The organism is Candidatus Paralachnospira sp. LCP21S3_A2 (assembly GCF_052118925.1).
GTDB lineage: Bacteria > Bacillota > Clostridia > Lachnospirales > Lachnospiraceae > Lientehia.
The window spans coordinates 115,144-137,634 of the sequence record NZ_JBQKGG010000004.1; the positions used below are offsets into that span (position 1 = coordinate 115,144).

20 protein-coding genes and 1 riboswitch are annotated in these 22,491 nt (G+C 51.1%); of the genes, 16 read left to right on the plus strand and 4 right to left on the minus strand.

Annotated elements, in window-relative coordinates; translation table 11 throughout:
* Positions 1-14: 14 nt before the first annotated feature.
* The 15 genes from hxlA (at position 15) to holA (ending at position 14,936) form a co-directional block, all read left to right on the plus strand.
* Positions 15-653: a 3-hexulose-6-phosphate synthase gene (gene hxlA, locus ACTQ3K_RS05250; RefSeq protein WP_441566188.1), complete on the plus strand. Its 639-nt coding sequence runs from the start codon at positions 15-17 to the stop codon at positions 651-653.
* A gap of 16 nt (positions 654-669) precedes the next feature.
* Positions 670-1,230 (plus strand): 6-phospho-3-hexuloisomerase, encoded by a 561-nt coding sequence (gene hxlB, locus ACTQ3K_RS05255; protein ID WP_441566189.1) that lies wholly within the window; start codon positions 670-672, stop codon positions 1,228-1,230.
* Between the two features lie 24 nt (positions 1,231-1,254).
* Positions 1,255-2,121: a D-psicose 3-epimerase gene (locus ACTQ3K_RS05260; RefSeq protein WP_441566190.1), complete on the plus strand. Its 867-nt coding sequence runs from the start codon at positions 1,255-1,257 to the stop codon at positions 2,119-2,121.
* Positions 2,122-2,131: 10 nt separating this feature from the next.
* The gene (locus ACTQ3K_RS05265) at positions 2,132-3,073 is read left to right on the plus strand and encodes a PfkB family carbohydrate kinase (protein WP_283229494.1); all 942 of its coding nucleotides are present in this window, start codon (positions 2,132-2,134) and stop codon (positions 3,071-3,073) included.
* On the plus strand, positions 3,074-4,378 hold the full coding sequence (locus tag ACTQ3K_RS05270; RefSeq protein WP_441566191.1) for a class II D-tagatose-bisphosphate aldolase non-catalytic subunit: 1,305 nt from the start codon (positions 3,074-3,076) through the stop codon (positions 4,376-4,378). It abuts the gene before it with no gap.
* Positions 4,379-4,502: 124 nt separating this feature from the next.
* On the plus strand, positions 4,503-5,732 hold the full coding sequence (locus ACTQ3K_RS05275; protein WP_441566192.1) for a 6-phosphofructokinase: 1,230 nt from the start codon (positions 4,503-4,505) through the stop codon (positions 5,730-5,732).
* 65 nt (positions 5,733-5,797) lie between these two features.
* Positions 5,798-6,226, plus strand: a complete 429-nt coding sequence (locus ACTQ3K_RS05280; protein WP_283229491.1) for a DMT family transporter — start codon at positions 5,798-5,800, stop codon at positions 6,224-6,226.
* 133 nt (positions 6,227-6,359) lie between these two features.
* Entirely contained in the window at positions 6,360-6,998 is a 639-nt protein-coding gene (locus tag ACTQ3K_RS05285; protein WP_441566193.1) for a helix-hairpin-helix domain-containing protein, read from the plus strand.
* Between the two features lie 32 nt (positions 6,999-7,030).
* Positions 7,031-7,720, plus strand: coding sequence for a response regulator (locus ACTQ3K_RS05290; RefSeq protein WP_441566194.1), 690 nt, complete (start codon positions 7,031-7,033; stop codon positions 7,718-7,720).
* Positions 7,677-9,146 carry an ATP-binding protein gene (locus ACTQ3K_RS05295; protein WP_441566195.1) on the plus strand — a complete coding sequence of 490 codons (1,470 nt, stop codon included), beginning with the start codon at positions 7,677-7,679 and terminating at the stop codon, positions 9,144-9,146. Before ACTQ3K_RS05290 ends, ACTQ3K_RS05295 begins: the two co-directional genes overlap by 44 nt.
* Before the next feature lie 14 nt (positions 9,147-9,160).
* Positions 9,161-10,129, plus strand: a complete 969-nt coding sequence (locus ACTQ3K_RS05300; RefSeq protein ID WP_441566196.1) for a GerMN domain-containing protein — start codon at positions 9,161-9,163, stop codon at positions 10,127-10,129.
* Between the two features lie 48 nt (positions 10,130-10,177).
* Positions 10,178-12,736 (plus strand): ComEC/Rec2 family competence protein, encoded by a 2,559-nt coding sequence (locus ACTQ3K_RS05305; RefSeq protein WP_441566197.1) that lies wholly within the window; start codon positions 10,178-10,180, stop codon positions 12,734-12,736.
* Positions 12,737-12,777: 41 nt separating this feature from the next.
* Positions 12,778-12,921, plus strand: coding sequence for a hypothetical protein (locus ACTQ3K_RS05310; RefSeq protein WP_441566198.1), 144 nt, complete (start codon positions 12,778-12,780; stop codon positions 12,919-12,921).
* A 66-nt stretch (positions 12,922-12,987) separates the two neighbouring features.
* Complete coding sequence (locus ACTQ3K_RS05315) at positions 12,988-13,959, plus strand: carbohydrate kinase family protein (protein ID WP_441566199.1); 972 nt, start codon at positions 12,988-12,990, stop codon at positions 13,957-13,959.
* Positions 13,956-14,936, plus strand: a complete 981-nt coding sequence (holA, locus tag ACTQ3K_RS05320) for a DNA polymerase III subunit delta (RefSeq protein WP_441566200.1) — start codon at positions 13,956-13,958, stop codon at positions 14,934-14,936. The genes ACTQ3K_RS05315 and holA overlap by 4 nt, the downstream gene beginning before the upstream one ends.
* 170 nt (positions 14,937-15,106) lie before the next feature.
* Here the strand turns inward: holA and nhaC are convergent, their stop codons facing one another.
* From nhaC to rpsT, 4 genes are all read right to left on the minus strand, one after another.
* Complete coding sequence (nhaC, locus tag ACTQ3K_RS05325) at positions 15,107-16,579, minus strand: Na+/H+ antiporter NhaC (RefSeq protein WP_441566201.1); 1,473 nt, start codon at positions 16,577-16,579, stop codon at positions 15,107-15,109.
* Positions 16,576-18,258 (minus strand): hydantoinase B/oxoprolinase family protein, encoded by a 1,683-nt coding sequence (locus ACTQ3K_RS05330; protein WP_441566202.1) that lies wholly within the window; start codon positions 18,256-18,258, stop codon positions 16,576-16,578. The genes nhaC and ACTQ3K_RS05330 overlap by 4 nt, the downstream gene beginning before the upstream one ends.
* Positions 18,251-20,305 carry a hydantoinase/oxoprolinase family protein gene (locus ACTQ3K_RS05335; protein WP_441566203.1) on the minus strand — a complete coding sequence of 685 codons (2,055 nt, stop codon included), beginning with the start codon at positions 20,303-20,305 and terminating at the stop codon, positions 18,251-18,253. The genes ACTQ3K_RS05330 and ACTQ3K_RS05335 overlap by 8 nt, the downstream gene beginning before the upstream one ends.
* A gap of 152 nt (positions 20,306-20,457) precedes the next feature.
* Positions 20,458-20,610: riboswitch (Lysine riboswitch) on the minus strand.
* Between the two features lie 186 nt (positions 20,611-20,796).
* Positions 20,797-21,060, minus strand: coding sequence for a 30S ribosomal protein S20 (gene rpsT / locus ACTQ3K_RS05340; RefSeq protein ID WP_441566204.1), 264 nt, complete (start codon positions 21,058-21,060; stop codon positions 20,797-20,799).
* A gap of 184 nt (positions 21,061-21,244) precedes the next feature.
* Between rpsT and gpr the strand changes: the two genes are divergently transcribed.
* Positions 21,245-22,264: a GPR endopeptidase gene (gpr, locus tag ACTQ3K_RS05345; RefSeq protein WP_441566205.1), complete on the plus strand. Its 1,020-nt coding sequence runs from the start codon at positions 21,245-21,247 to the stop codon at positions 22,262-22,264.
* Positions 22,265-22,491: the final 227 nt, after the last annotated feature.

Genomic DNA, 22,491 nt, shown 5'->3' on the forward strand with positions numbered 1-22,491 from the left:
AAAGGAGAAGGATTATGAAATTATTACAGGTAGCATTAGATTTATTCAGTACAGAGGAGGCTCTGAAGGTTCTGGATCAGGTAGGACAGTATGTGGATATCATCGAGCTGGGAACACCGCTTATGATCGCGGAGGGTGCCAGAGTGGTAAAGACTGTAAAGGAAAAATACCCCGATAAGATCGTTTTCGCAGATATCAAGGTTATGGATGGCGGAGGAATCGTTCCCAAGGTATGCTTCGAGGCAGGTGCAGACATGGTATCGGTTCTGGCAGCGGCAGATGACCATACGATCAAAGCAACCATCGATCTGGCAAAGGAATATAAAGGAAAGGTTCTGGTGGATATGTGTTCTGTAAAGGATATTCCAACCAGAGGAAAAGAGGTAGAGGCAATGGGACCGGATTATGTATGTGTCCATGTGGGATATGATATCCAGGCAACCGGCGTAGATCCCATTGAAGAACTGAGAAAGCTGGATCAGGTAAAGTGCCATAAGGCAATCGCCGGAGGTATTAAGTTGTCAACCTTTGAGGCCGCTGTACAGAGCCCGGCAGATGTGATCATCAGTGGTGGCGGAATCTACAATCAGCCAAACATGGGAGAGGTTGCAAAGCAGATGAGAGAGATCCTTGACAAGTACAACAATCAGTAATCGACAGGAGGATTTTATGAAGGTGACAGAAACAGCAGCTGCGGCAGCAGTGGAGCTTTCCAATACATTAAAGAAAATCGATGAAGCACAGGTGGATGTACTGATGGAAGCCATCTGTAAGGCAAAAAAGATTTATGTAGCAGGTGCAGGAAGATCTCTTCTGATGCTCCGCTGCCTGGCAATGCGTCTTATGCATCTTGGGTTCGAGAGTTATGTGGTAGGGGACACCACAACACCGGCCTTTGAAAAGGAGGATCTTCTGATCGCCGGTTCTGGATCCGGCGAAACAAAGGGTCTGGTAAATGTAGTGGAGAAGGCTAAGAAGATTGGCGGAACCGTTGCAGTTATGACGATCAAAAAGGATTCTACCCTTGGAAAGATGAGCGATGTTTTGGTTGAGATCCCTGCGTATACCGATAAGGTAGAGTATCAGGATATGGAGCGTCCGATCCTTCCGGGAGGAAGTATGTTTGAGCAGAGTATGCTGGTACTGGGGGATGCCATGGTGATCCCGCTGGGAGAGAAGGCTGGAATTCCTACAGACCGTGCATTCTCGCGACATGCAAATCTGGAGTAAAGAAAAAGAAAAGGAGGCGGCAGGATGAAATTCGGAAGTTTATATTCCTATTGGGGAACTGAGTGGAAATGTGATTATCTGAAAACGCTGAAGAAAATGAAGGAAGCGGGCTGTGATGTGCTGGAAATGGGAGCCGGCCATGTACTGGAAATGGAGCTTGGGGAGCTGGAAGAGATTCGGGCGGCAGCCAAGGAATACGATATGGAACTGACCCTGAACATTGGGCCGCCGAAGGATAAGGATATTGCATCCAGAGTACCGGAGATCCGGAGAGCCGGAATTGATTATCTCTGCAATATTATCCACAGAATGAAGTACCTGGATGCAAAAACCTTTATCGGGGCTATGTATTCCTACTGGCCCTGCGATTTTACTGATACGGATAAGCCCGGAAACTGGGGAAGATCGGTGGAAAGCATGAAGGAGATCGCCAAGGTGGCTGAGGACGAAGGAGTTACCCTCTGTATGGAGATCCTGAATCGCTTTGAATCCTATCTGATCAACGACTGTACGGAAGGACTTCAGTATCTGGAGGATGTGGGAAGCGACAGCGTCAAGCTGCTCATAGATACCTTCCATGCCAATATCGAGGAGGATGATATTGTGGCATCTTTCTATCAGGCGGGAGATAAGCTTGGCCATGTTCATGTAGGAGAAGCCAACCGGAAGCTTCCCGGAATGGGAAGGGATATTCCCTGGGACAGAATCGGGCAGGCGCTGAAGGATATCCATTATGATGGTGCCGTTGTTATGGAGCCGTTCCTGCTGACGGGAGGTTCGGTCGGTGCAGATGTGAAGGTTTGGAGAGATCTGAGCAATGGAGCCGATGAAAAACAGATGGATCTGTATCTGAAGGATGCAGTTCAGTTCTTGAGGAAGAAGTTCCTGTAAGGAGGTCAGTATGGCTGAAGTATGGATCATGGGAGAAATGCTGGTGGAGATCATGCGTCCGGAGTCTGGGACTGATATGGATGTAACGGGAACCTTCCGTGGTCCATACCCAAGCGGAGCACCGGCAATCTGTATTGATACGGTGGCACGTCTTGGACACAGCGCCGGTATAATCGGCGGGATCGGAAAGGATGGGTTCGGAACCTGTCTTATGAAACGTCTGAAGGCGGATGGCGTAGACTGCCGGTTTGTAAACGAAAGTGAGACGTTGTCCACAGGGACTGCGTTTGTGACTTATTTTGAGGACGGGTCAAGAAAATACATTTTCCATATGGGAAACTCGGCGGCAGTACAGTGTAAGGCTCCTGAGATTGAAGAACTTGGAGATGTAAAATATTTTCACATTATGGGATGCTCGCTGATGGCAGAAAAACAGTTTGCGGGAGAAATCCTGAAGGTGATGGACGGAGTTATGAAGAAAGGCGGAAAGATTTCGTTTGATCCCAATATCCGTAAGGAGCTTCTTCATGATCCTGAGGTATTTAAAACGGTACAGAGAGTGGCAGCGAATGCCAACGTATTTTTGCCAGGAGAAGAGGAACTTCTTCTGATCACAGAAGAAAAAAGCATTGAAGAAGCTGTGAAAAAAGCATTTCAGAATCCGGCGCTGGAGATCTTGGCGTTAAAGAAGGGATCGCGAGGATGTACCGTATATACAAAGGATGCTTCTTATGACATGGGTATCTACCGGGTGGATCCGGTGGACGCAACCGGAGCCGGAGACAGCTATGATGGAGCTTTTTTATGCGGACTTCTGGAAGGAAAATCCATCGAAGAGACCATGAAGATGGCGGCTGCGGCAGGAGCACTGAATACGGCTGCATTCGGGCCTATGGAAGGAAAGATTTCCCGGGAAACCATTGAGGCTATGATCGAGAAGGGAGAGTTGTAAATGAAGAATCCCTTAAAAGAACTGACAAAAACAGCCTGTTTTTCGGTAACGGGCTCCGATCCCGTTGTTCTGAAGGCTTGTATGAAATATGCGCAGAAGGAAAATAGCTATTTTATCTGTGAGGCGACGGTAAATCAGGTCAACCAATTTGGCGGATATACCGGAATGAAGCCGAAGGATTACGTTTCCATGGTCTGCGGGTTTGCGGATGAGATCGGCTTTCCGAGGGAAAAACTGATCCTCAGCGGAGACCATTTGGGACCGTTTGTGTGGAGAAATCTTCCAGAGCAGGAAGCAATGGCACGGTCGGAGGAGCTGGTTCGCCAGTATGTGGCAGCCGGTTTTCGAAAGATCCATCTGGATCCGACGATGCCGCTTCTGGGAGAGGATCCGAGGCAGTTCGGCGACAGACAGATCGCAGAACGCGCAGCAAGACTGGCAAAGATTTCGGAAGAGACCTATGAACAGACAAAAAATGATACAATCTGGAATTATCGTCCGGTTTATGTGATCGGCAGTGAAGTTCCCGTTCCGGGAGGAACCGAGGAACTGGAAAGTATGCAGGTCACCACGCCAGAGGCACTGAATCAGACTCTGTCCTGCTTTCAGAATGCTTTTCTGGATCACGGCCTTCCGCAGGTCTGGGAGGACACTCTTGCCATTGTGGCACAGATCGGGCTGGAGTTTTCGGAGGATCATGTGTATGACTTTAAAGATGAGGCCGCCCGGCCGCTTGCCAACCTTTTAAAAACACGCCCTCCTTTTGTGTTTGAAAGTCATTCCTCCGATTACCAGACGCCCGAGTGTCTGCAGCAGATGGTAAACGACGGAGTGGGAATTTTAAAGGTGGGTCCCGAGCTTACCTTTGCTCACAGAGAAGCCCTTTTTTCACTTTCTATCATAGAACGGGAACTGGCTCCGGCCTGGGGCCTTGTTCCCTCCCATTTTATGGAGGTTTTGGAGCAGTCGATGGTTCAGAATCCAGCTGACTGGGAACATTATTACCATGGAAATGAAGGAGAACTGAAGCTGAAGCGTCGGTACAGCTATTCGGACCGGGCAAGATACTATTTCGCCCGCCCGGAGGTTCTGGAAGCGAAAAGGCAGCTTCTCGAAAATCTGGGGAAAAAACCGATTCCGTTGTATCTGATCAGCCAGTATCTGCCGGTGCAGTATGAGAAGATCAGAAAAGGAAAGCTGGAGGCTTCACCGGAAGTTATGATAGAGGATAAGATCCAGTCGGTTATGGAACGGTATTATCAGAATATGAAGATTGCCGTTCAGAACAGAGATAAAGGCGTATAAAAGGAACAGCCCCCTGATATCAGCTCCGGTATCAGGGGATTTATGGTATAAAAAAATGAAATATATCTTGAAGTATGGCGTGAACCATGATAAAAAATAAAGGGTAGATAAAGGAGATATGCATATGAATAAGAAAAATGTTATTGTCGGTCAGTCCGGCGGTCCCACATCCGCGATCAATTCCAGTCTTTACGGTGTCGTTACGGGATTTCTGGGATCTGAGAAAATCGATAAGATTTATGGTATGGTCAATGGAATTGAAGGCTTTCTTGCCGGAAAAACGACCGTTCTATCGGATCTGACAAAGGAGGAGATGGAGATCCTCAAGACAACGCCTGCGTCATATTTGAAGTCCTGCCGATTTAAGCTGCCGGAGGATTTAAATGATGAGGTTTATCCAACGCTGTTAAAGAAATTTGAGGAAATGAATATCGGATACTTCTTCTACATCGGAGGAAATGATTCGATGGATACAGTTTCCAAGCTGTCCCGCTACGGAGAGAAGGTTGGAAGCGATATGATCTTCATGGGAGTTCCCAAGACCATTGATAACGACCTGATTGTAACGGATCATACGCCCGGATACGGCAGTGCGGCAAAATACGTTGCAACCGTGATCCGACAGTCGGCTATGGATGCCGGTGTTTATGCTGCGCCCTGTGTAACGGTAGTTGAGGTTATGGGACGCCACGCCGGCTGGCTGGCTGCCTCCTCGGTGCTGGCAAGGAAGTTTGAAGGAGATGCCCCCCAGTTGATCTATCTGCCGGAGGTGGCTTTTGATCTGGACAAATGTCTGGAGGATGTAAAGAAGTGCCTGGGAAAGACGAACAATGTGATCGTATGCGTTTCTGAGGGTATTGCGGATAAAAACGGAACCTTTATTTGTGAGTATGCCGGCGCATCGGATAAGGTTGACAGCTTCGGTCATAAAACACTGGTTGGAAGCGGCAGATACCTTTCTGAGGTTATTGGTGAGAAGCTTGGTGTAAGAACCCGAGCACTGGAACTGGGAATTGCACAGCGAGCTGGTGCGACGCTGGCTTCCGCTACGGATATTGAAGAAGCGGCAATGGCCGGATCAATTGCCGCTGAGGCCGCTTTGAAGGGAAAGAGCGGTATGATGGTAGCGTTTATTCGTGAGCCCGGTGAGGACTATAAGATCACCTATCAGCTCACTGACGTCAACGAAGTGTGCAATAAGGAAAAGAATTTCCCGGCAGAGTGGATCACTGACAATGGAACCAATATCGGAGAAGGATATATCAAATATGCCCTTCCACTGATCCAGGGAACAGCTCCGGTTAAGATGAAAGACGGACTTCCGGTGTTCCTGGATCTGGCACAGCACAGATAAATACAGCCTTTGGCATACTACCTCCGTTTTTCGGGTATACTATCCGTAAAAACGGAGGATTTTTTATGCTTGGAATTATTCTGGCGCTGATTTCCGGTGCACTGATGAGTATTCAGGGAGTGTTTAATACGGCAGTAACAAAGGCAAGCAGTGTGTGGGTGGCGGCCGGCTTTGTACAGCTGACGGCGTTTTTAACCTGTATTGCGGCCTGGTTTTTTACCGGAAGGGAGCCGATCCTGGCGTTCTGGCAGGCAGAGCCGAAGTATATGCTGCTGGGCGGTGTGATGGGGGCATTTATTACCTTTACGGTCATTCGCGCCATGGAGGGACTGGGACCGGCGAGAGCTGCCATGCTGATCGTTGTGGCTCAGGTGGCGGTGGCCTATGTCATCGAGCTGTTTGGCCTGTTCGGCATGGAAAAAGAGCCCTTTTCCTGGAGGCGGCTTCTGGGACTGGCTGTTTCGGTGGCAGGGATCCTGATTTGTAAATGGTAGCGGTGTTCTGTTACAGAATGCAATTTCCGCTGAAAGAAAAGGGACGGAAGCCCCGGACTGGCACTTGTCATAAAATCTGGTTTCTGATAGAATAGGAGCATATGAGAGTGGGCTCCGCCGGAAGGAGGAGCTTATGAAAAAAATCAGAAACAACGTGATCATAACCGTGATGAGCCTGGCACTCGGACTGAGCCTGATGGCCTGCGGCGAACAGGTGCGGCTGGAGACCGGGAAGGAGACAGCCAGACAGGAAGAACAAAAGACAGAGACGGGAGAAACGAGCGGAGAAAGCGAAGCTGCGTCACAGACAGAAGCGCAGATTGTTGTTCATGTCTGTGGTGCGGTGGCAAATCCCGGAGTTTACCGGCTTTCGGCGGGAAGCCGGGCGGAGGACGCGGTACAGCTGGCCGGTGGAATGACCGGAGAGGCGGCGGCGGATTACCTGAATCTGGCAGGAGTTCTGACAGATGGAGAAAAGCTGGTGGTTCCGTATCGTTCGGAGATCCCGGATGGCGGACAGTACGGTGAAGATGGATTTGGACAGGCGGGAAGCGCAGGTGTATCCGGCGAGGCGGATACCAGAGTGGATTTAAACCATGCAGATCAGGCCGCGCTTATGACCCTGCCCGGGATCGGCGAAGCCCGGGCGGCGGCAATTCTTGCTTATCGGGAAAGCCATGGGCCGTTTCAGAGCCCGGAGGAGATCATGAATGTTTCCGGGATCAAACAGGCTGCGTATGAAAAACTGAAGGATCAGATTGTGATCAAATGAGAAAGCCCGGAACGGGGCAGGGGAGAGCAGACATGGCGAATAAGATTTTGGTGGTTGATGATGAAAAGCTGATCGTAAAAGGACTGCGGTTCAGTCTGGAGCAGGACGGCATGGAAGTGGACTGCGCCTATGACGGAGGAGAGGCTGTCGAGCTGGCAAAGCAGAAGGAGTACGATGTAGTGCTTCTTGATGTGATGCTTCCGGTCTATGACGGATTTGAGGTCTGCCAGCAGATCCGTGAATTTTCCGATATGCCGATCATCATGCTGACGGCCAAGGGTGACGATATGGATAAAATCCTGGGTCTGGATATGGGCGCGGATGATTATATCACGAAGCCCTTTAATATTCTGGAGGTCAAGGCGCGGATCAAGGCCATTATCCGGCGGAATACCAAAAAGAGCCGGGAAAAGGAAAACCGCAATATTCTGAAGGTCAAGGATCTGACCATGGATCGGGAGAGCCGAAGAGTCTTTATCGGTGACCGGGAAGTGAATCTGACCGCCAAGGAGTTCGATCTTCTGGAGCTTCTGCTGACCAATCCGGGAAAGGTCTACAGCCGGGAAAAGCTTTTAAGCATTGTCTGGGGTTATGAGTATCCCGGCGATGTTCGGACGGTTGATGTGCATGTGAGACGGCTGCGTGAGAAGGTGGAAGCCAATTCCAGTGACCCGCAGTATGTATATACGAAATGGGGCGTTGGATATTTTTTCAAGGGATAAAGGAAAACGGGAAAAGAAACGGAAATTTAAAAGCCTGAGGCTTCTTTGGTTTGTGATTCTGGTGCTTATCGGAACTGTTCCGCTGATCATTGTGAACCGGATCATTCTGATCTCTTCGGCTTCGAATGAGCTTCAGTCGAGGATTGCCAGAGTGCAGGCCCAGTGGAACATTGTAGTGAATCAGGTGTCCAAGAGCGGTTATGTGGATAATCCCCAGAACGAGGTCATCGATTCGGAGCTGGTCCAGATGGCAAATCTTCAGGACGGACGGGCACTGGTGGTAAACCGGAGCTTTAAGATCATAAAGGATACATATGAGATCGATGCGGGAAAGTACAATATTTCCGAGTCGGTCTTACAGGGGTTTAACGGGATCTCGGCGGTGGAATATAAAAAAGGAAGCCGCTATATTTCCTTTGCTCAGCCGGTGTATGGAGCGGACGGAAAGAAAGTGACCGGAGTATCGGTGCTGCTGTCCTCCACCAGATCGCTGGATGATCTGTCCAAAAAGCTGGAGGAGCGGATCCGGCTGCTGGAGATTGCGGAGTTCGTTATTGTGGTGATTTTATCGGCCGCAGTTTCGTCCTGGATGGTGCGGCCGTTTAAAAAGCTGACGGCATCCTTAAATCAGGCGACGGAAAGCTCCTTAGATGAGGAAATTCAGGTACGGGACTATGTAGAGACAGAAGCTGTTTCGGATGCCTATAATAAGACATTAAGCAGACTGCGCCAGTTGGATGAATCCAGACAGCAGTTCGTTTCCAATGTTTCTCATGAACTGAAAACACCGATCACATCGATTCGCGTTCTGGCTGATTCCCTGATCGGACAGGAGGATGTTCCGGTGGAATTATACCGGGAGTTCATGTCGGACATTTCAGAGGAAATCGACCGGGAGAGCCAGATCATTGAGGATCTGTTAACCCTGGTGAAGCTGGATAAATCCGAGGCCGAGTTAAACGTGACCCAGATCAATGTCAATGACCTGCTGGAAAGCACATTAAAGCGCCTGCGTCCCATTGCGGAGCAGAAAAATGTGGAGCTGGTTTTAGAGAGCTTCCGGCCGGTTCTGGCGGAGCTGGATAAGACAAAGTTTACGCTGGCGGTCACGAATCTGGTGGAGAATGCCATCAAGTACAACAGCCGGGATGGCTGGGTAAAGGTGAGCCTCAATGCCGATCATAAATTCTTTTATGTGAAGGTATCGGACAACGGGATCGGAATTCCGGAGGATGACCAAAGTCATATTTTTGAGCGGTTCTACCGGGTAGACAAGGCCAGATCACGGGAGGCCGGAGGCACCGGACTGGGACTTGCGATCACCAAAAGCATTGTCCAGTCCCACCACGGTGCAATCAAGCTTTACAGCAAGGAAAATGAGGGGACGACCTTTACGGTGCGGATCCCGCTGATCTATATTGCATGACAGGAGGGAACAAGATGAAACGGTATATCAGACTGGTGCTCCTCCTGCTCCTGATGGGGATGCTTTCGGCCTGCGGAAAAAAGGAAACGACGCAGGAGGATCTGTCGGAGGGAGAATATTTTCTTTATTATACCAATGTGTCCGGCACAAAGCTTGGAGCCGAGGTTTATACTGCGGACCAGACCAGGCCGGAGGCACTGGCAGATGAGCTGATTCGCGCAATGCAGGAGACACCGAAAAACATGGAGCTTTCTTCGGCAATTCCGGAGGCGGTTCGTGTGCTGCGGACGCAGCTGGGGACAGACAGACAGCTCTTTGTCTATTTTAACGCCGGGTACAACGGTATGGAGCCGGCGCAGGAAATTTTATGCCGGGCAGCGGTGGTAAAAACTCTGACGCAGATCGACGGCGTGGAATATGTGGGCTTTTATGTCAACGACCAGCCTCTGATGGATGCGGAGAACAATGCCATCAACCTGATGACGGCCTCCTCGTTTGTAGAGAATACCGGCAGTGACACCGAGGAGCTGCAGCGTGTGGAGCTGATCTTATATTATGCCAATGAGGAGGGAACGGCGCTTGTGAAGACCACAAAAAGCGTGGTCTGCAGCACCAGCATTTCCACGGAATCCCTGGTGGTGGATCAGCTGATCAAGGGACCGGGAGAAGACAGCGGCGTATCGCCGGTACTGCCCTCATCCTTGAAGGTTTTGCAGGTGGCTGTGCGGAAGGGAATCTGCTATGTGAATCTGGATTCGGCCTTTATGAAGGAGGCATTGAATGTGAGCGATTATATTCCGGTCTATGCCATTGTCGATTCTCTGACGGAGCTTCCCAACATCAGCAAGGTACAGATCTCGGTGGACGGTTCCAGCGCCTTAAAGTTTCGGGACAGTATTTCCCTGGAGCAGCCGCTGGAGCGGAAGCTGGATTATGTGAAGGGAAACGGCAGCGACACGGAAAAGGAAACAACGGACAGATAGGCTGGATGCAGATTGCCTGTCCGGCGGAAAACAGAACAGGGAGGAAATTTGATTTACAGACCGCTTTTATGGTATTTCGGGTCTGCGGCATTTGGAGAGGTGCTGGCGAAAAGCGGCGGGATCACAGGAAGACTGGCAGGCATCAGTCTGCTGCTTGCAGTGTGGTTCTATATTGGAGAAAAAGAAAAACAGGCAGGGCAGAATCGGTCATTATGGCTTCTTCTGCCCTGCTTTTTTGTCTTGGGATTTTTGCGGTACGGACAGAGTCTGCGGAGCGTTCAGGTGCTTCCGGAAAGATGGGATAAGCAGACTGCGGCAGTGACCGGAACGGTCTGCAGAATGGAAGAACGGCAGGAGGAGGTGCGCCTGATCCTGCGGGATTGCCGGATTTCGGAAACGGGGAAATCGGAATCCGGGGAGAGATTGATGGCTGGCGGACTTCTGGTTTTGTGGGAGAGGGAAGTGCTTCCGGAGGATTTTTTTGCCCAGGTGCAGGAAGGAAAGACCATTTTTCTGAAGGCAGAGCTGCGGCTCCCGAAGGAGAAACGAAATCCCGGACAATTTGACGGGAGGGCTTATTACCAGGCCATGGGGATCTCCGGGCTGGCACAGGCCGACAGACTTCTGGAGGCTTCCGGTGGAACAACCGGGCTGCTTCGATGGCTTCCAGGGCTGCGAAGCGGTATGCGGAAGCTGCGTCGGCAGATGTCCGGGGGAATTGAACGCGTATGCAGGGATCATGAAACGGCCGGACTTTTGAAGGGAATGGTTTTGGGCGAAAAGTGGGAGGTGGATTCAGAGCTCCGGGCTTTGTATGAGGAGTGTGGGATTGGTCATTTGCTGGCCATCAGCGGACTTCATGTGTCTCTGGCCGGGCTTGGCCTGTTTCGTCTGCTCCGGAAAAGGCTTGGGATTTCCTATGGAATATCTGCACTGGCGTGCATGGGAATGGCAGGCTGTTATGTGATCCTGACCGGAGAGGGCAGCAGCGCCGCACGGGCGGCTCTTATGCTGGCGGTTTATGTCCTCGGACAGACCCTGGGACGGGAATACGATGTACCGTCGGCACTGGGGCTTGCCGGGCTGATTTTGATCATGAAAAATCCGTTTCTGATCTTCCAGGGCGGATTTCAGCTTTCCTGTGCATCAATTCTGGCTCTGGGAGTCTTATATCCGGAAATGAAAGCATTTGCGGAGCGGGAACTGTTACAAGAGAGGGAGAATCGAGGCAGCGGTGGAAAAAACAGGAGAGGCACGCGGAAGGAATTGCGGAAGCGGGTATTGGATCTTACCTTACCGGGACTGTCGCTGCAGCTTGTGACCTGGCCGGTTCAGGCGCATACGTTTTATCAGATTCCGGTTTATGCCCTGTTCTTAAACGGAATGGTTCTGCCGCTGTTTTCCGTTGTGGCGGTTGCGGGTATGATCTGTGCGGTGTCCGGAATGCTCTCCGGGAGACTGGGGGAAGGCTGCTTCTGGATCGGAAGGGGAAGTGCATTACCAGCGGAAAAGATCCTGAAGCTGTATCAGTGGCTGGGGAAGCAAAGCTTAAAGCTTCCGGAGGCAATCTGGCGTACCGGAGAACCGGGACGGGGACAGATGATCGGTTATGTGCTCCTGCTGATATTCTTTTACCGGTGGATCCGGAAGAAAAACCGGGAAGCACAGGAAGAAGCACGAAGGAAAGAGTCACGGAGGACAGAAGTACGAAGGAGAGAGTCACGAAGGACAGAGGCACGAAGGAGAGATAAAAAAGCCGGAAAAAAATCGGAACGGAGATGGTTTTGGATTCTCATGTTCGCTCTGCCGGTCTGTCTGATTGATATACCGAAACGGGCCATGGAGGTTTCCTTTCTGGATGTCGGCCAGGGAGATTCCTGCTTTGTCCGGACACCTGGCGGAACAACCATGCTGATCGACGGCGGCAGCAGTGATGAAGGAAAGCTCGGAAGCTATACGCTGGGACCGTTTCTGGACAGCCAGGCAGTCGGAAGACTGGATCTGGTATTTGTGAGCCATGGAGACAGTGATCATATAAGTGGAATCAAGGAGCTTCTGGAAGACAGACGGATCCGATATCTGGTGCTGCCGTTCGGCTGGGACAACCGGAAAGGACTGTCGGAGCTTGGCAGGGAAGCCGGAGAACAGGGAACCGAGATCCTGGAGCTGGCGCAGGGAGATGAGTTAACGATCGGAGAAATGAAGATGACCTGCCTCTGGCCGGAGAAAGCGGAAGAAAGCGAAAATGAAGAAAATGAACGATCCATGGTGTTATGGCTGTCCTGGCGGGATACCGATGTACTGTTTACCGGAGATCTGGAGGGCAGCGGAGAAACAGCGGTTACAGAGCTGCTCAAAAATCCCCCGGAGGAGCTGGCAGTCTGCCGCCGATCCCTGGAACTGTTAAAGGTGCCCCATCACGGCTCGGGGAAAACCAGCTCAGAGGAATTTTTAAAGGCGTCCGCGCCGGAATATGCAGTGATTTCCTGCGGACGAAAGAACCGCTACGGACATCCGGCAGAAGAAACACTGGACCGTCTGGAACAGGCGGGCTGCCGGATCTGGAGGACGGATGAAGCAGGGGCAGTAAGGTTCTGGTTTCGGTGAGATTATCAGGTATATTTTTATTTCATAGGAAAGTTCGTCCTATGAAATTAAAAACTTGTGAGAATATCGCTGGCGCCGGAGCAGGCAATGACCGGGATGAAAGAAACACAGGAAAAGCGAGCGATAGCTTTCCTGTATTTGCGAAAAGAAAAGTGGTTGCAAGAACACCCGGAAATGAAATATAATAAAGGAAAGACTGTCCTGCAGAAGCATAAATCCTGCAGGGTGGAATAACGATTTAGGAGGATATTATGAAGCGATTAATTTCGATTGGAGAGGCTTTGATTGATTTTGTACCTCATCAGATCGGCTGTGAACTGAAAGAGGTTAAGGATTTCAAGGGCGTGGTCGGCGGTGCGCCTGCCAATGTCTGCGGTGCATATATTAAACTCGGCGGTCCGGCGGCTATGGTAACTCAGCTTGGTGATGATGCGTTTGGTGACCGGATCGTAGATGAATTTATCGGACACGGGATCGATGTAAGCCATGTGCTTCGTACGGAGGAGGCGAATACCTGTTTGGCGTTTGTGTCTCTGATGGAGGACGGAAACCGGGAATTCTCCTTCTATCGCAAGCCCAGTGCGGACATGCTCATGAACGCTGAGGTGGTACAGAAGGAATGGTTTGCCGATGCGTATGCGCTTCATTTCTGTTCTCTCTGTCTGGGGAATTTCCCGATGAAGGAGGCACACAGAAAGGCCATCAGCTATGCACTGGAATGCGGGGATATGATCAGCTTTGATCCCAATATCCGCCTGCCCCTGTGGAAGGGTCATCTGGATGACTTAAAGAAGGCAATTCTGGAATTTATTCCTTATGCCCATGTGCTGAAGATCTCGGATGAGGAGCTGGAGTTCATCACCGGAAAGACCGAGATCCGCGATGCAGAGGATATTCTGTTCCAGGGAAATGTTCAGCTTGTGGTTTATACCAAGGGCTCTGACGGCGCAGAGGCCTATACAAAGACTGCAGGAGCGTCTGCACCCTCCAGAAAGGTGAAGGCAATTGACACCACGGGAGCCGGAGATGCGTTCATCGGTTCGTTCCTGTATCAGCTTTCCAGAGACGGTGTGACCGTGGATACCTTAAAGGATCTGACGAAAGAGCAGCTGGAGCAGTATCTGCTGTTTTCTAACCGTTACTGCGAATACAGCGTCCAGGGGAACGGTGCCATTGCTTCCTATGCAACTGCAGCTCAGTTTGAAGAGTATCGGAATAAATGAAACGATTAAATCAGGATATCAAGGAGCGGAGCTTTTGCCCGGTGTACTGTCTTTACGGGGAAGAGGCCTTTTTGAAGCGGAATTATAAAAACCTCCTGAAAGAGGCGATCCTTGGCGATGATACGATGAATTTCCAGAGCTTTTATGGTAAGGAAACAAATCTTACAGAGATCATCAGCCTGGCGGACACCATGCCGTTTTTTGCGGAAAAACGGCTGATCCTTGTGGAAAACAGCGGACTCTTCAAGAAGGATCCGGAGCCTTTGGCATCCTATCTGCCGACCATGCCGGAAAGCACGGTGCTTTTGTTTGTGGAAGAGCAGGTGGACAAGCGCAATAAGCTTTATAAAAAGGTGAAGGATCTGGGCTATGTGGCAGAGCTTTCACGGCAGCCGGAGAGCCTGCTGAAAACCTGGATTTTTCAGATCCTGAAGCGTGAGAACCGTAAGATCACCAAGGGTGCCATGGAGCTGCTTTTAAGTTCAGTGGGCGATGATATGGAGCTGATCAAAAATGAGCTGGATAAGCTGATTGCCTATACAGAAGGGCGGGAGGGAATTGTTCCGGCTGATGTGGAGGCAGTCTGTTCCGTTCAGATCACCGGAAAGATCTTCGACATGATCACCAACATTGCGGCAGGAAGGCAGAAGGCGGCGCTGGACGAATATTATGATCTTCTGGCACTGAAGGAACCGCCCATGCGGATCCTGTTTCTGATCGCAAGGCAGTTTAATCAGCTGTTAAGTGTAAAAGAGCTGATGAGCATCGGAAAGGGTAAGGATGAAATAGCCAAAAAAGTCGGGCTCCAGCCGTTTGTTGCCGGAAAGGTCATGACTCAGGCAAGAGCCTTTTCCGGAGAAAAACTCCGGTCGTATGTGGAAAAATGCGTTTCCTGCGAAGAAGCGGTCAAGACCGGACGTCTGAACGATCAGCTTGCGGCAGAGCTTGTGATCATGGAGTTTTCCAAGAGAACATAAGAATAGACAAGAAAGACAGAAAACAGTAATACAAATAAAAAATCCCCTCGTTTCACCCATACCAGCCAATCGGCTCCGATCGGAAACCGATGCAGTCTGGCAGGGGAAGGAAACGGGGGGATTTTTTTGTTTCACAGGAAAGTGTGTCCTATGAAACAAAAAACGATTCTTTACTTTTTCTGTGCTTCCAGCTTTTCCTTCTTGCTGAACCAGGGCCCTTTGCCTTTTACGGGCGCGCCGTTTGTCTTAAACAGAGCGAAGCCGGTGGCAGCATAGATGATCGCGAAGATCGGGCAGAGGATCGGAAGGAACGCATAGGGCAGGTAATCCAGTGTAGTCACACCAAGCGTGGAGGACACATAGATTGCCGCTGCAGACCAGGGAATCAGATAGGAGAAGATGGTACCGCCGTCCTCCAGGGTTCTGGAAAGAACATAGGGAGCAACATCGGCCTCCTTGTAGGAATCACGGAAGATCTCGCCGGGAAGCAGGATCGCCACATACTGACTGGCAGTCAGGATAACAGTCAGCAGGCAGGAGATCAGGGTTGTGAATACCAGAGGACCAGGCTTTTTCACCAGGTTTCCAAGCTTATCCAGAATGGCGGAAAGAACGCCCATCCTGGTGATCAGCTCGCCGAATGCCAGGCAGAACAGAGTCAGGGAAACGGTGGTCATCATGCTGGAGACGCCGCCACGGTTGAATAGTCTTCCGACCATATCGTTGGCAAATTCGGCTTTGAAGCCGGTTGCCATGGAATTTAAGATCTGAGCGGCCTCAAACTGGGGCTGTGCAAAGAAGGCAACGATCAGGCCCATGACTGCACCGGCCAGCAGTGCCAGGAATGCAGGAACCTTCTTGATAACCAGAACGATGGTTAAAACCGGGATCAGCATAAGGAACGGATTCACGCGGAAGGTGGAGGTGATTCCGTCCATGATGGAGTTTACGTTTTCGACATCAATGCTGGCGGAGCTGTAGCCAAGTCCAAGGACGAAGTACAGCACGCAGGCAATCAAAAGAGAAGGAACCGTGGTGTACAGCATGGACTTGATGTGCAGGAAAATATCGGTTTCTGCGGCTGCGGGAGCCAGGTTGGTGGTATCGGAGAAGGGAGACATCTTATCACCGAAGATGGCTCCGGATACAACCATACCGGCGGTTAAGCCAGCCCCGATTCCAAGACCGGAGCCGATTCCCATAAATGCAACACCGAGGGTTGCAACCGCGGTGTAGCAGCTTCCGGTGAAGAAGGAAACGATGCAGCAGATCAGGAAGCCTACCAGCAGGAATACGGACGGATGAAGGATCTTCAGTCCGTAGTAGATGATGGAGGGGATAACGCCGGATACGATCCAGGTGCCGACAACCATGCCGACGGTCAGCAGGATCAGAACGACCAGAATGGCCTTCTGACAGCCGGCGATCAGTGCCTCCTGGATGGTGTTTAGCTTAAAGCCGGCGCACATGGCAACCAGGACCATGGCAAGCAGAACCATGATGAATACGGTTACGGTAGAGAGGGCGCTGCCCCAGATCCATTTGGAGATCAGGAAGCCAAATGCCATAACAGCGACCATGATCACCAGAGTCACGATGGCAACGGGAAAGCTGACCTTTTTGGTTTCTTTTTCATTACTCATGTTGTTTCCTCCTTATTGTATGCTTTATAAGCAGCCGGATAGCAGGATTTCATCGTATCCAGACTGATCTTGCCTTCGTCATAGTCCTTCAGAACCTTTGCAGTTTCGCGGGCTTCCGGTGCGCCGTAGCCGCCGCCTCCGGCAGAAACCAGGGTTACTTCATCGCCTGGCTCCAGAGGAACGTTGCGGACCTTGTCGGTGGAGTTGATCTTTTCGCCCTCATGGATTACGTCCAGATAGGAGGTTGCACCGCCGAGACCGCCCATGAGCCCCCAGGGCTTTGTCTTGCTGCGCTCAGTGGAGGCAGCACCAAGAACAGTGTCCTGGCTTTCCGGGAGAATGCAGATGCTTCTGCGGATCCCCAGACCGCCGCGGTACTTGCCGGGACCGCCGGAATCCTCCTCCAGAGCGTATTCCTTTACAAGAAGCGGATATTCCATTTCCAGAGATTCGATGGGCAGGTTGGAGGAGTTGGTCATATGGACCTGAACGGCATCCAGTCCGTCCTTATTGTAACGGGCGCCGTTTCCGCCGCCGATGGTTTCCACATAAACGTAAGGCTTTCCGGAGCGGGTATCCTGTCCGGCGATGCTGAAGAAGGTAACCGCACCGCAGCCGGCAGCGATCACATTCTCCGGATCGATCTGGGCGAAGGCACCGAAGATCACATCGGCAAGACGCTGGGTGGTTGTCTCACGGTCGAAGCAGGGCGCAGGCTCGCTGGCACATATGAAGGAGCCGGGATCGCAGATGACCTCGATGCTGTCGAAGAAGCCGGAGTTGGCGGGGATCGTTTTGTCCAGCAGGCACTTTACGGAATAGTAGACGGTTGCCAGCAGGGCGCTCCGCACACAGTTATAAGGACCGGGCACCTGGGGATGGCTGCCATTGAAGTCGAAGCTGATCCGGTCGCCGTCGATGGTAAGCGCCAGCTTGATGGCCAGATTCTCGTTGCCCATGCCGTCATCGTCCAGAATATCCTCGAAACGGTAGGTGCCATCGGGCAGGTTCCTGATGGCCGTCCGGGCTTTGCGTTCGCCGTAGCGGATCCATTCCTCGCAGAATTCCAGGTACGTTTCCAGACCGATCTTTTTGCAGAGCTCCACGACCTTGTCGGCACCGAACTGGTTGGTGATGAGCTGAGCCTGAATATCGCCGCGCCGTTCTTCCTTTAACTGAAAGTTTAAGAGGATCAGATCGTAAATGTCCTTGTTGAGCTTTCCTTTTTCATAAAGCTTTACAATGGGAATCCGAAGCCCCTCATCGAAGATAGTCGGTCCTCGTCTGGAACGGTCTGCATGATGCCCGTTGTTGACCACGAAGGCGATGAGCTTTCCTTCATAGAATACAGGACGCACCAGGGCAATGTCCGGAAGATGGGAACCGCCGCCGTAATAGGGATCGTTGGCGATGTAAACATCTCCCTCATAGATTTCGGATTTGTCCCAGCGCTTTAAGGTTTCCGATACCGCGCCGAATAAGGAGCTGAAATGGATCGGAATATGCTGTGCCAGGGAAAGAAGTCGTCCGTCGGCATCGAAGATACCGGTAGAAAGATCCTTCCGCTCTTTGATGTTGGTGCTGTATGCGGTCTTTGTGAGGATCACACCCATCTGCTCGGCGATGGAGAGAAGACCGTTGCTGATTACCTCCAGGGTAATGGAATTGATCTTACTCATGGTGTTCACCTCCGCATCTTGTGATGATCATGTTAAAGTATTCGTCCACAACTGCTTTCTGATTGTTCAGGATAATGGTGGTGGAGTCCATCTGTTCTACGATGGCCGGGCCGTTGATCACGTTGCCGCAGTGCAGCTTCTCCCGGTCGTAAAGCATATAGTTTTCACGGCTTCCGTCTTCGAGAAGTACCATGCGTTCGCCCATGATAGCGGAAGAGGAGTCTTCGCCCACATAATCCTCGCGCTCAATCCTGGGCTTGCTGATCCGTCCGATGGCGGAAAGCCCAAAGTTGACGATCTGAACCTCGTCTGCGGAGGTGTAGGAGTAGAGGCGGAGATAGGTTTCGGTGAACCGCTCCCGGAGGGCCTCCACATTCTGAATGCTCTTATCATAAGGAACAGAGATCTCGTAGTTCTGACCCTTGTAGCGCATATCCAGATAATATTCCAGTCCGCGTTCGTCCATGGGGATCTGCTCCTTGTCGAACCATACATCGGCGTCATGTTCCAGACGGTCGTACATGGTGGTGATCACCGAGAAATCAGTCTGTCCGAGATCCATAACGGAGGTCTGGACAAAGTCACGGCGCATATCCTCAGTCAAAAGTCCGTATGCAGCCAGAAGACCGGGGGTCTTGGGGATGATGGACATGGGCATGGACAGCTCTTCCATCAGCTCTGCCGCATGGAGCGGACCGGCGCCGCCGAAGGCCACCAGAGCGAAATCGGAAGGATTATAGCCCTTTTCTACCGTTACATTTTTGATTTCCTTTACGATATTGGAGTTACCGACGGTGATGATGCCGCGGGCGGTCTCCTCCACATTCATGCCGATCTTTTCGGAAAGCTTCTCCACAGCCTTAAAGGACAGGCTGGAGTCGATGGGAAGCTGTCCGTTTAACAGCTCTTTGTTGTTCAGATGACCAAGCACCACGCGGGCATCGGTGATGGCAGCCTCGGTGCCGCCTCTTGCATAGCAGGCCGGTCCGGGCTCTGCACCGGCGCTCTGGGGACCAACCTTCAGGATTCCGCCATTATCTACCCAGGCGATGCTGCCGCCGCCTGCACCGATGGTGGAAATATCAATAGAAGGAATCCGCACGGGATAGCCGCTGATGTTCTTATCCTTGGAGCTTTCGATGTTGCCGTCCACGATCATGCTGATGTCAGTGCTGGTGCCACCGACATCGATGGTGATGACATTTTTTACATCAATCAGGTTCATCAGGTACTGTACGCCGATAACACCTGCCGCAGGGCCGGAAAGACCGGTCTTAATGGGATAGGTGGCTGCCTCGTTGATCGACATAAGCCCGCCGTTGGAGTGATTGATATAGACCTTTTTGATTCCGATCTGCTTCAGGGTATTCTGGAGGTTGTCCAGATATTTTTTCACCTCGGGACCGACGAAGGAATTCAGAACCGTGCCGCAGAGCCGTTCAAACTCACGGAACTGGTTGGAGATCTCGCTGGAGGTGGAAATATAAATGCCGGGAAGGTGTGTTTCAATGAGCTCCTTGACCCGCGCTTCGTTTTCCGGATTTAAGTAAGCGTTTAAGAACAGAACAGCCACAGCCTCTGCATGGCTCTTCTTCAGCTCTTCGATGAGCATTAAGATTTCTTCGTCCTTTAATTCCTCCAGGATCTCGCCTCTGTAGTTCATACGCTCCGAAAGCTCGTATCGGAGATTTCGGGGAACGAGGACAGGAGCCTTGTCCATCTGCAGGTCATACAGATCGGGACGCTTCTGCCGTCCAATCTCCAGAAGATCACGGAAGCCCTTTGTAGTGATAAGGGCGGTTCTGGCACCTCTGGTTTCCAGGATCGCGTTGGTGGCAACCGTTGTTCCGTGGATAAAACGATCCACCTCGTTATAATCAAGACCGTATTTTTCCACGATCTTTTTTACCCCGCCCACAACGGCCTGAGACTGATCCTTTAAGGAAGACGGGAGCTTATAGACCATCAGCTCGCCGGTTGCTTCATCGATGGCGCAGATATCAGTGTTGGTTCCGCCCACATCGACACCGATTCGTATCTTTTTCACGCTTGATTCTCCTCTCACATGTGATGATTTTATGGCATATAAAAAGCCATGCGCTGGATCACGCATGGCGAAATATCGTTTTAATTTGATTCCCATATTGTCTGAGCTTGTAGGAAACGGTTAAGGATTCCCCCCTGTGCTTCCTGCCTTTCAGTAAATACAGCGCTCTTCCGGAGCTTGGCAGACTCCGGAAACAGTCTTGTACCTGTTCGATACAAGCCCAAGCGATCATAAAAACGCTTTCGGCGGATTTCCCTTTCCCGGTGAAACCGGTACTCTTGATTTCCGCGACCTCCATATATACCAACAAAGCCTATTATAGCGTGTTGATACATGAAAGTCAAACCAATTTATATATAAAATGGAAAAGGATCGATTGCCGCGGAGCGTTTTTTATTTCATAGGACGAATTTTCCTATAAAAAAATCCCTGCCGGCACACCATTCCGACAGGGATTCTGTGAAGTCCTTTATTTGGTTTATGCTTAAAAACTAAGCGATAGCGTTTACAGCCTTGGTAAGACGGGCAACCTTACGGGAAGCGGTATTCTTATGGTACACACCCTTGGAAGCAGCCTTGTCGATCTCGCTGATTGCTACTAATAAGCTCGCCTGTGCAGCAGCCTTGTCACCGGCAGCGATAGCAGCGTCAACCTTCTTGATCATGGTCTTAACCTTAGAGCGGATCGCCTTATTTCTTTCAGCCTTTGTCTGAGCTACGAGAACTCTTTTCTTTGCGGATTTGATATTTGCCAATTCAGTACACCTCCAACTTAATTAAATCATCTTTTATCTGGTTTGCATTAAAGCCGGACACGGACAGTTCAATGTAAACATACTATCTCATTTTATAGGAAAAAGACGCCGATGTCAATACATAAAATGGGAAAAATCAAGGGAAAATAGAACGGAAGGACAGCAAAAAAGGAGGAGCGGGAGCATGCAGCAGGTGCATACAGACCTGGCGCTGGAGGCCAGGGAATCGGTAACGGAGGGGAAAACGGGGATTCCGGGGGTTTCGGTGGCAGAGGAGGTTCACAGAGAGTCCGGTGTTCGTGTCACCAGAGTAGAGGTACTGAATAGTATTGGGGCGCGGGCGATTGGAAAACCCCGGGGAATTTATATCACACTGGAAACGGAAGCAATGGCCAGACAGAGTCCGGGGAGGCAGCGGGCATTGTCGGAAGAACTTTCTTCCTATATAAAGGAACTGCTGCACTCAGCAGGAGCCCCCGGCTCCGTTCTGGTTGTGGGGCTGGGAAATCATGAGGTGACTTCGGACTCGCTGGGGCCCCGTACCCTGGAGCAGATCCGGATCACCAGACATCTCGGACGTAAGATAGAGTGTGTGAAAGACACACGACAGAAGCTGGAAACAGACCGGAAAGAAGGAGCGCATCAGGAAGCATATCAGGAAGCGCATCAGGAAGCAGAGGCGGAACAGGAACGGGGACTGAGCGGAATTGTTCCCGGAGTCATGGCGCAGACTGGCATGGAAACGGCCGAGATTGTCCGCGGCATTGTGTCTGAGACGAAGCCGGAGGCGGTGGTAGTTATTGATGCTCTGGCAGCCAGAAGCGTCAGCCGTCTTGCCAACACAATTCAGCTGAGCAATACGGGGATCCGCCCGGGCTCCGGTGTCGGAAATCACCGCCACAGCCTGACCGAAGAAAGCCTTGGCTGTCCGGTCATTGCCATCGGGGTTCCGACGGTTGTGGCTGCCGCCGCCATCGTTTATGATACGGTGGATGCCCTGGCAGAGCTTCTGCGCGCCGCCGGTTCCGGAAATCAGGCTGAGGCGGTGGAGGACATGACGATGGAAGAACGCTATCAGATGGTGCGGGAGCTGATCGAGCCGCGGCTGGGTCCCATGTATGTGACGCCGGGAAATATTGACGAGCAGATTAAAAATCTGAGCTTTCTGATCGCAGAAGGAATCAATCTGGCATTTCAGAGCTAAAAGATCAGAGGTAGAAACAAAGAAAGTTCTTGTAATTTTCATGGTTTTCTCTATAATGTAATGAGAAGTGTTCAGGGACAGGAGGCAGCGAAAAACGCGGGCTATGTCCCTTATAGTGTTGTGCAATAATGTAAAAACGCGATGAGCAGTAGCAGTATGACAGGGAAAAGCAGGCGGGAGCGCAGAAAGATCAATGAACATCAAAGAAAAACGGATGAAACAGAAGA